The organism is Lishizhenia sp. (assembly GCF_033720595.1).
In the GTDB taxonomy this organism is placed as follows: domain Bacteria; phylum Bacteroidota; class Bacteroidia; order Flavobacteriales_D; family Crocinitomicaceae; genus Lishizhenia.
Genome location: NZ_JAWWCF010000123.1, coordinates 1 through 8,972 on the forward strand (window position 1 = coordinate 1; position 8,972 = coordinate 8,972).

An 8,972-nucleotide genomic window follows, 5' to 3' on the forward strand; every position below is an offset into this window, starting at 1 on the left:
ACTATCATTTTTAAGCATGAAAAAAGGGTCATTCATTGAACGACCCTTACTATTTTTTTAGTAGAAACTAATTACTCTTCTTCTTGAGAAACTTCTTCTGTTGTTCCTTCTACCGGTGCTGTTAAACCAGCTTTGTGCAATAAGTTGTACCACTGAAACAATTTCTTGATATCTGATGGATAAACTCTTTCTTTATCATAATCCGGTAAAACTTCCTCTAAAAAGCTTTCTAATTTTGATAAAGACTCTTTGTGAGATAAAACCTGCTCTTCTGCAACTTTCTCTCTGAATTTGATGTAAACCTCTCTTAAAGGAACATCTTCTTCATACGTGTAAATAGAAATATCTTCTAATGCTGAAATTCTATCTGTAGCGTATGCTGGAATTCTTTTGTTATCGTTTAAAGCTTCAACAATAATGTTATTCTTTCCTTGTCCTACAACTTTGTATAGTCCCGGACGACCTGATATTGATATTACTCCTTTGAGATTCATATTAAAGTTTGTTCAATTTTTTAAGGATTCAAAAATAATAAGTTAATGCCATATTAACTATTCTCGAATAACTTTAATTGTATACGTTTTATTGTTTAAAACTATCTTACATAAATAAATTCCCTTTGCAAGTTCCGCCAAATCTACCTGAGTACTCCCTTGCGCATTACTTTGAAAATGCAAGACCTTTGCCCCAGTAAGCGTGGTTATTTCACCCGTAAAGTTCTCTTGATTCATATGCTCAATAAACACAATTCCAGAAGTTGGGTTTGGGTAAACTTTAAATTCTTTTTCTTCTGCATCTTGAATTCCTAAATAATATCTAACACTATCTGAATACGCCCAACATCCATCATCACTTAAAGTTCCCATGATATAGGTTCCTTCTGAATTGATGACCAAGTTTTGATTCGTTTCTCCAGGAATTGCATTTCCATTTAAGAACCATTGGTAATTATTAGAAGGTGTTGAGGATAATACATTACCATTTAAAGTAATAAAAGGAGTTGGAGGCATAGTACCCACCGTTAAGCCTATAGTATCGCTTAAACCTTCACACCCACGTTCATCCATCACATAGGTAGCCCAAACACTGTCTTGCTGTTGCGTAACCGTAAGGGTTAAATTGTTTGAATTATCATACCATTCCACTTCTATCGGATTCCCGTCTGGATATACAAGCGCAATTCCATCACATACCACTGTGTCTCCTAACAAATCTGCCTCAAAATAGGTACTTGCTGTTGCATCCAAAGCATTTACAATTCCATATCCAAATCCATTATTTGGCAAACTTCCCATAAAACTTTCTTCTCGTGCCGTGTTTTGTATAGCAGCTATAAATTCTTCTGTTGATAATAAATTACACTTTTCTAACATCAATGCACCAATTCCAGCAACCGTTGGAGATGCCATTGAAGTTCCTCCATTTCGTGCATGGTAGCCTCCACTATCGAGTAAAGGGTAATAACCAACATTATTTCTTAACCATTCAGGCGCCGCACCTAAGGTAACATTTCCCGTTGCGGCAATATTTGGCTTCACTACATCTAAACGAGAAGGACCCTTACTTGATGTTGAAGAAAGCTCTCCAGGATAAGCTCCTGGCGCCGCATTGTAGGTGTTGTAATTTTTATCTATGTGATGTGTTCTACATAATGTATTGGCTACAGAAACTATTTTTTCTGAACAGTTCCAGGAAGAAACTATCGATTGATTAGCATCTGGCAATACATAGTTTACGATTGCGGGCATCACTGATGAAGCTGGTAAATTTTCAACAATTGTGCTCAATCCAAAACTTGCTGTACTCCATAAATCGTATTGACCAGACCCTTTGGTCATAAACCTAAAATTATAAGATGTTGAATCTACCTGATTAAAGTATCCTTGTATATGAAAAGCTCCTCCTACGATTTCTGTATAGGTTATTATCGTAGCAATTCTATCTCCATTACTATTATAAATTGTATCGTTTTTAGGTGTACCTACATTGGTTAAGGCTTGTCTAAAGGCTGTTCCTCCTGCATAAGTATAATTAGGTCTGTCTGCTCCATATGCATAGCTATAGGTAGCTTGCGCAGTATCTGACCATAAATCAAACAATATCGTATTCGCTCCTCCTGCACCATTAGGATTAGATTTTAACCAAATGAAAGATGTATCTGCTGTTGGGAAATTTCTTACGTGATAATTCCCAAGTGCTCCAGAGTTACCTGCTGCACCAACAATAAGTCTCCCTCTTTTTTCATCCAGTAATTGCTCCATCATTTCAGAAGCCGGATCGTTTCCATCATGTGATCCTATGTAAGAACCTACACTTAAATTTACAACTGCTGGTCTTCCTAGTGAATCTGCCACCTTAAAAACATAATCACAAGCGTCTGCTACGGAAAGCGTCCAGTTTGGCAATGAAAAATTAGTTTCTATGAAGATGATTTTAGTATCAGGTGCCATTCCCATATTGGTCCCGTTAGCATTTCCATTTCCACAACCTATACCTGTAACCGTTGTACCATGGGCTGAGCTTTCTTCTGTGTAAGGACAGGTCCCATCATTTATACTAGCACTATCACATATCTGTCCATAACCATAAGCAGCAGGAGTGTTGGGTCCATTCCCAGCACCTTGATCCCAGTAGCGTATCACTCTGTTATTACCATTGTCATCAATAAAATCTGGATGTGTATAATCTAACCCCTGATCTACAAAACCAATAATGACACCCTCCCCTGTATAACCTGCAGGCAACGGTGCACTGCCTTGATGTACTTGATCTACAAACAAGAGCGCTCGCGCAGTATCATCCAAAGCAGTTGGGTTAGAAAACTCAAGGTAAAAATCACTTAAACCTCCTGATGTATATCCTTCATTTACAAAATTGGGAGTTGCACTAAACAGGATATAATCCTTTGTAATGCTTTTAACTTGTACACCTTTTCTGTGTAAATAGTTTAAATTATCATAAGTATAGGGAACAGAAAATGGAATTATCTCCTGTGCATACTTATCTAAAACATTGTCCCAATTCAATTTAGGAGATTGACCTAATGTTGTGAGCGTTATCAATAGAAAACAAAACATTAGGATTTTTCGCGCGTGTACCATTTATAGCAATTTTTAACCTTAGAACGTAAATTTAAAGGAAAAGGTGTAAAAAATGGAGTGAGATTAAAATAAAAATGGAATATTTGTAACTCGAAAATTATCATCAAAAGACTATGAAAAGAAGATTTTTAAGAATAATCTTACCGGCATTCGCAGTAACTTACTTTAGTGCTGCTTACGCACAGTTGAATGAAAAGCCTTCAACAGAAGTAATCAAAAACTGGTACAACGGTGAAGCAGGAATGAACACTGAAGCTGCCTACAAAAAAGTGAAGAAGAAAGAATCTTCTGAAGTTGTAGTTGCAGTTATTGATAGTGGTATTGATATTGACCACGAAGATTTACAAGGACAAATCTGGGTAAACACTGATGAAATTCCAGGAAACGGAATTGATGACGATAACAACGGTTACATCGATGATATCCACGGATGGAACTTCCTTGGAAACGCTGATGGAACTAACCAAAACGATACGCGTTTAGAGTTAACAAGACTTTACGCACAATTAAACCCAAGATTCGCTAGTGTTGTAGAGGCAGATGTTGCTCCTGCAGATATGGAGGACTACAAATTGTACCTTGAAGTTAAAGCTGAATACGAAGCTACTAGAAACAGATACGAGTCTATCGTAGCGCGTTACAAAATGTTAGCAGAAGAAACTATTCCTGCATCATTGGCTGCTGCAGAAAAAGCTTTAGGAGCAGATTACACATTAGAACAATTAAATGCTTGGGAGCCTACAGACAAAGAAGGACAAAAACATAAAAGCATTGCATTAGAAGTTAAGCAAGGAAACTTGTCAGCTGAAATGTTAATGGGATACGTTGAAAGCTTACAAGGAAGATTAGATTGTAACTACAACGCTTACTGTGATGATAGATCTATCATTGGAGACAACCCTTACGACATCTTAGATGTGAACTACGGTAACAACGACGTTGAAGGACCAGATGCATTACACGGTACACACGTAGGTGGTATTATTGGTGCTGTTCGTGGAAACGGAAAAGGTGGTGACGGTGTTGCTGAAAATGTTAAATTAATGTCATTAAGAGCCGTTCCTAACGGAGATGAGCACGATAAGGATATCGCTTTAGCAATTCGTTATGCAGTAGATAACGGAGCACAAATCATTAACGGTTCTTTCGGTAAGAACTACTCTCCAAACGGAAGATGGGTATACGATGCTATCAAGTACGCAGAATCTAAAGGAGTACTGTTTGTTCATGCTGCTGGAAATGATAACAAAAATGTAGATGTAGAACCAAATTACCCTACTTCTCATTACCCTTTCCAAACAGAAGATTTCACACACTACTTAACAATTGGAGCAAGTACGCGTTATTTATCAACGAAAGAAAAAGACAGTATCACTGTTCCTTCTCAATTGGCTGCAAGTTTCTCTAACTACGGACAAACAAACGTAGACGTGTTTGCACCAGGTTTAGAAATTTACAATACCGTTCAAGGAGATACTACTTACTTGGCAATTCAAGGAACATCAATGGCCTCTCCAATGGTAGCAGGTGCAGCGGCTTTCTTAAAAAGCTACTTCCCTGAATTAACGATGTTACAAATCAAAAACATCTTGTTAGAAACAGCTAAAACTTACGAAGATTTAGAGGTTATCAAACCAGGTGCTTCTACAAGAGATTTAAACAACATCGAAACAATTGCTTTCTCTAAGTTATCTGTAACTGGTGGAACAATTGATTTATTGGAAGCTACGAAAGCAGCCAAAAAATTGGTAAAAGAACTAGAGAAAGAGAAAAAATAAATTCTGAACACTCAGTTTTAAAATAGTAAAAGGGATGCACAATATGTGTATCCCTTTTTTAGTTTATAGATTTGGCTAAATTTGGAGAACTATTTGCTTACATAGAATTATGAGGATTATATTTTTACTAACGTTCGTACTTTCATTCAACACCTTAAACGCACAAGGGCTCTTCCCTTTCCTAGATAACATTGGCTATCTCCGTGCTTTTGAAAATGGACGCAGTAAGCAACTCGACTACCTTCCTCCTACCGAGTATAAGTACAATCAAAACCTTATCGTTTTCAGAGATCACAAACGCGACCTTTTTGTTTACGATGGTGAAAAAAAGCACTTTTTAAACAACACAGCTGTTCGCTATGAACTAGGTTTGAACTCTGTTACCTGGAACATAGGTCCTATTCTATTTCACTGGGAAAACGGATACAAGAAAACCTTAAGTAATTTCGCCGATTATTACGCCGTAAGCGATTCGCTTGTTGTATTTATAGATTCTCGTGACAACTCAATAAAAGCACATTACAACGATAGCATTTATTTAGTCACTTATAGTTTAGAAGAGTTAACCCTTCCTACCAATATAGGTCCTACTACCTTTGGATTCAAAGGTCCAGGTGAAGTACAGTATATATTTGACAGAGGGAAAATTACAGAAATAGGAAGTTCTCAATTTAGTTTTTCTTACGCTTCAGGATACGGGTTTAGCGTGTTTAACGACCCTATCAATCAAAGTTTTGCTTTGTATGAAAACGGAGAGATATTCAACATAGAATCCGTTCAAATACCTTCTTACAAGGCGGGAAATAATTTTGCAGTATACTTAGATCAAAACCGAAACCTCATGTATTATGAGGCTGGTGAACTTAAAAAAATAAGTAATTATTCTCCTGACTTCTATGAAGTGAAAGACAGTGTAGTGGTTTGGGGTGAAACCAATTTATTCTTCATGTACGACGGAAGCGAGGTTACCCAAATTTCCAATTACATTCCTGAAGAGTATAAAATATCAAATAAAACCGTGGCTTTTAGAAATGTTATGGGAGGGGTTTCTGTATGTAATTATGGTACAACCAAAGAAATCACGAAGGTATTTAAAGCTGAATTTGATGTTAATGCCAACATTGTAAGAGTTGAAACCAGCAAAGGAAACTTCCTCTTCTATCAAAATGGCGAATCCTTTAATTATTAACTTCAAAAAGTTCTGGAAACAAAAATGTATCGCGCTCATCGATAAATAACCAGTTCTTCTGCCCTTCTTTCTTAACAGCGTAGAAATAGTGTTGATGATCTTCTTTTTTATATTGATAACGGATACAGAGCGATTGATCAGCGTCCCAAGACTTATCTTTTACATAATTGAAAATGCTGTATTTCTCTAAGTCGAAATACTTTTGTACCGTATCCTTTCCTTGGTCAGAATAGTGCTTCACAACTCTAGGGTGAGAAAGTCCCAATTTAATCAATACTTGGTTCTCATTCACCGCATCTACATAATCACCCACTGCTTTAGAAAGCACAAGTTCTTCTTGCGTGGATAATCCACAAGCAAGTAAAAAAAACATTAAACTAGATACTAAAACTCTTTTCATCCTAAAAAAATAAATGCTGTGCGGTTCTGTAGGTATTGGCATGTGCTTCAATGATGTATTTAAGTTGAGGGGAATACCCTCCTCCCATAGAACAAACAATTGGCAAAGCATTGGATTTGGCCATTTCAAAGACCAACTCATCTCTGCGCTTACACCCCTCAATACTCACACCTAATCTTCCTAATTTATCTGTTTTTAAGATATCTACACCACATTGATAAAATAAAAAATCAGGTTCCACTTGTGCCATCAATTCATCCAAATGCTTTTCTACCAGGTATAAATACTCTTTATCTCCTATACCATCCTCAACGCCTATATCTAAATCAGACACTTCCTTTTTTAAAGGATAATTGTGTTTTCCATGGACTGAAAAGGTAAAAACCTCAGGAGTGTTTTCGAATATTTCGGCAGTTCCATTTCCCTGATGGACATCTAAATCTATAATCAGCACTTTTTTAGCCAATCCATTGTCTATTGCCCACCTAGCAGCGATGGCTTGATCATTCAGCAAGCAAAAGCCTTCACCTTTGTTGCTAAACGCATGATGTGTACCACCTGCTATATTCATGGCTACACCATGCTCTAAAGCATAATTCACACATTGACGAGTACCTTCCATGATTTTGAATTCTCTTTCAATCAAAGCTGCATTGTGCGGAAACCCTGTAACCCGTTGTTCTCTTTTTGTCAATTCCAGAGCCCTTAATCGCTTCACATAATCTGCATCGTGCACAGCCAAAACGGTTGCTAGATCTATCTCTTCGGTTTTAAAAAAGTTCTCCTCTTCTACTGTACCCTCGTACATTAATTGTTGGGGCAACAATTCGTATTTAGCCATAGGAAATCTATGACCTGGCGGCAAAGTATGCGCATAAATAGGATCGAAGGCAATTTTCAACATAGCGCTAAAATAAGAAGGAAAAATGGTAAAAATAAAAAAGCTCCCATCAACGTGGGAGCTTTTTCAAACAAACAACAATCTCAACAAAAAACAATAATTTTTGAGATCACAAACAAACCAATTAAGGTATGTTCTTTCCTCGATATTATCTAAGGAATACCGTTGTACCTATAGCTATCTCTTTGGATGGAGATAGTTGAGGATTTAATTTTTGCAGTCGTTTTAGCTTAATTCCAAATTCTTGACTAATATCTCTCAAAGAAGTGGAGTCTTTTACTTCTGTAGCTCTTTGCTTTTTAGATCTATTTCTTTTGTACATGATATAGATCTTATCCCCCACCTCTATTTTATTTTCTTTTGAAATTACATCGTTGTATTTATAGATTTGCTTCAAGCTCAACCCGAACTCTTTCGCTATTCTATAATATGTATCTCCTTTTTTAGCGGTGATGAACTGTGTTCTTGCTTTATTTACGTTAACCTTATGTAAATTGTAGTTCACAGACTTACTCAACTTTCCTGTTTGCGGAGTTTTATTACTAACATCCTCTAACGTTTTTTCTGCAATATCTACTTTCGCCAAAGGCTCATCCAAAGGAGACTTATCTAATTTGTAGAGCTCATTTTTCTCTATAATATCAATCAGCAATTGTGGGTATTTGGGGTTAGTTGCATATCCTGCCTTTCTCAATCCTTTTGCCCATTTTTTGTAATCTGTGATCTCATAGGTAAATAGTTCTGCATAACGTTTTCTACCCGCCAAGAATAAACTATGGTCTTCAAATGACTCCAAAGCATGGGCATACTTTCTAAAGCATTCATCCTTTTTGTCATCATCTTTATAAACTCTCTCCCCTTCCCAGCTGTGGCATTTAATACCAAAGTGGTTGTTGGCTTCTGTAGCCAACATGGAGTTTCCGTAAGAACTTTCTAGGATTCCTTGTGCCATCGTTATTGAGGCTGGAATTTTATGCGCATGCATTTGCTCAACAGCAATTTTGGACCATTGGGCAATGTAATCTTCTTTCGTGATTTTAGCCTGAGCACTTAAACTACTCAAAAACAAAAATGTAACCGATGTTATGTAAGGTAATACTTTCATGTTAAAATTCACTTATGAACATATAAACGTGAGTTATTAACAATAGTTACATTATTCTTCAATTAAATGTTTAATTCACAAAAAAAGGCATCCCAACTAAATGAGATGCCTTTTGCATTAAAAGCTTATTTATTACTTTTTAAACTCAGTAATTGTCTTTTCTATAATTGCTACACATTCTAACAATTGTTCTTTGTTCATCACCAATGGTGGAGCAAAACGGATAATATTACCGTGCGTTGGTTTAGCTAATAAACCATTTTCTTTAAGGGCAACACATAAATCCCAAGCTGTAGTGCTATCTTCTGTATCATTAATTAAGATAGCATTCAATAAACCTCTACCTCTAACAGAGTTCACTAAATCTGTATTAGCGATGATACGGTTCATTTCAGCTCTAAACAACTCTCCAAGTTTTTGAGCGTTCTCCGCTAAATTCTCTTCTTTAATTACTTCTAAGGCAGCCGTTGCTACTTTTGCAGCAATTGGGTTACCACC

General features: G+C 36.6%; 8 protein-coding genes. 2 read left to right on the forward strand and 6 right to left on the reverse strand.

All coding sequences use genetic code 11. From position 1 onward, the window contains the following. Positions 1–71: 71 nt before the first annotated feature. Together R3333_RS09530 and R3333_RS09535 are read right to left on the reverse strand one after the other, a co-directional pair. Positions 72–494 carry a DUF5606 domain-containing protein gene (locus R3333_RS09530; RefSeq protein ID WP_318958561.1) on the reverse strand — a complete coding sequence of 141 codons (423 nt, stop codon included), beginning with the start codon at positions 492–494 and terminating at the stop codon, positions 72–74. Positions 495–551: 57 nt separating this feature from the next. After that, positions 552–3,077, reverse strand: a complete 2,526-nt coding sequence (locus tag R3333_RS09535) for a S8/S53 family peptidase (protein WP_318958562.1) — start codon at positions 3,075–3,077, stop codon at positions 552–554. A gap of 137 nt (positions 3,078–3,214) precedes the next feature. Here R3333_RS09535 and R3333_RS09540 point away from each other — a divergent pair, with 137 nt between their 5' ends. Both R3333_RS09540 and R3333_RS09545 read left to right on the forward strand, forming a co-directional pair. After that, entirely contained in the window at positions 3,215–4,879 is a 1,665-nt protein-coding gene (locus R3333_RS09540; protein ID WP_318958563.1) for a S8 family peptidase, read from the forward strand. A 109-nt stretch (positions 4,880–4,988) separates the two neighbouring features. Beyond that, positions 4,989–6,068 carry a hypothetical protein gene (locus tag R3333_RS09545; RefSeq protein WP_318958564.1) on the forward strand — a complete coding sequence of 360 codons (1,080 nt, stop codon included), beginning with the start codon at positions 4,989–4,991 and terminating at the stop codon, positions 6,066–6,068. Here R3333_RS09545 and R3333_RS09550 read toward each other — a convergent pair. The 4 genes from R3333_RS09550 to R3333_RS09565 form a co-directional block, all read right to left on the reverse strand. Beyond that, complete coding sequence (locus tag R3333_RS09550) at positions 6,058–6,468, reverse strand: hypothetical protein (RefSeq protein WP_318958565.1); 411 nt, start codon at positions 6,466–6,468, stop codon at positions 6,058–6,060. The genes R3333_RS09545 and R3333_RS09550 overlap by 11 nt on opposite strands. Before the next feature lies 1 nt (position 6,469). Next, complete coding sequence (locus tag R3333_RS09555) at positions 6,470–7,372, reverse strand: histone deacetylase (RefSeq protein WP_318958566.1); 903 nt, start codon at positions 7,370–7,372, stop codon at positions 6,470–6,472. A gap of 145 nt (positions 7,373–7,517) precedes the next feature. Beyond that, positions 7,518–8,474 (reverse strand): glucosaminidase domain-containing protein, encoded by a 957-nt coding sequence (locus R3333_RS09560; RefSeq protein WP_318958567.1) that lies wholly within the window; start codon positions 8,472–8,474, stop codon positions 7,518–7,520. Positions 8,475–8,606: 132 nt separating this feature from the next. Next, positions 8,607–8,972 (reverse strand): aminotransferase class III-fold pyridoxal phosphate-dependent enzyme (locus R3333_RS09565; protein WP_318958568.1); only part of this gene is annotated, 366 nt, incomplete at its 5' end.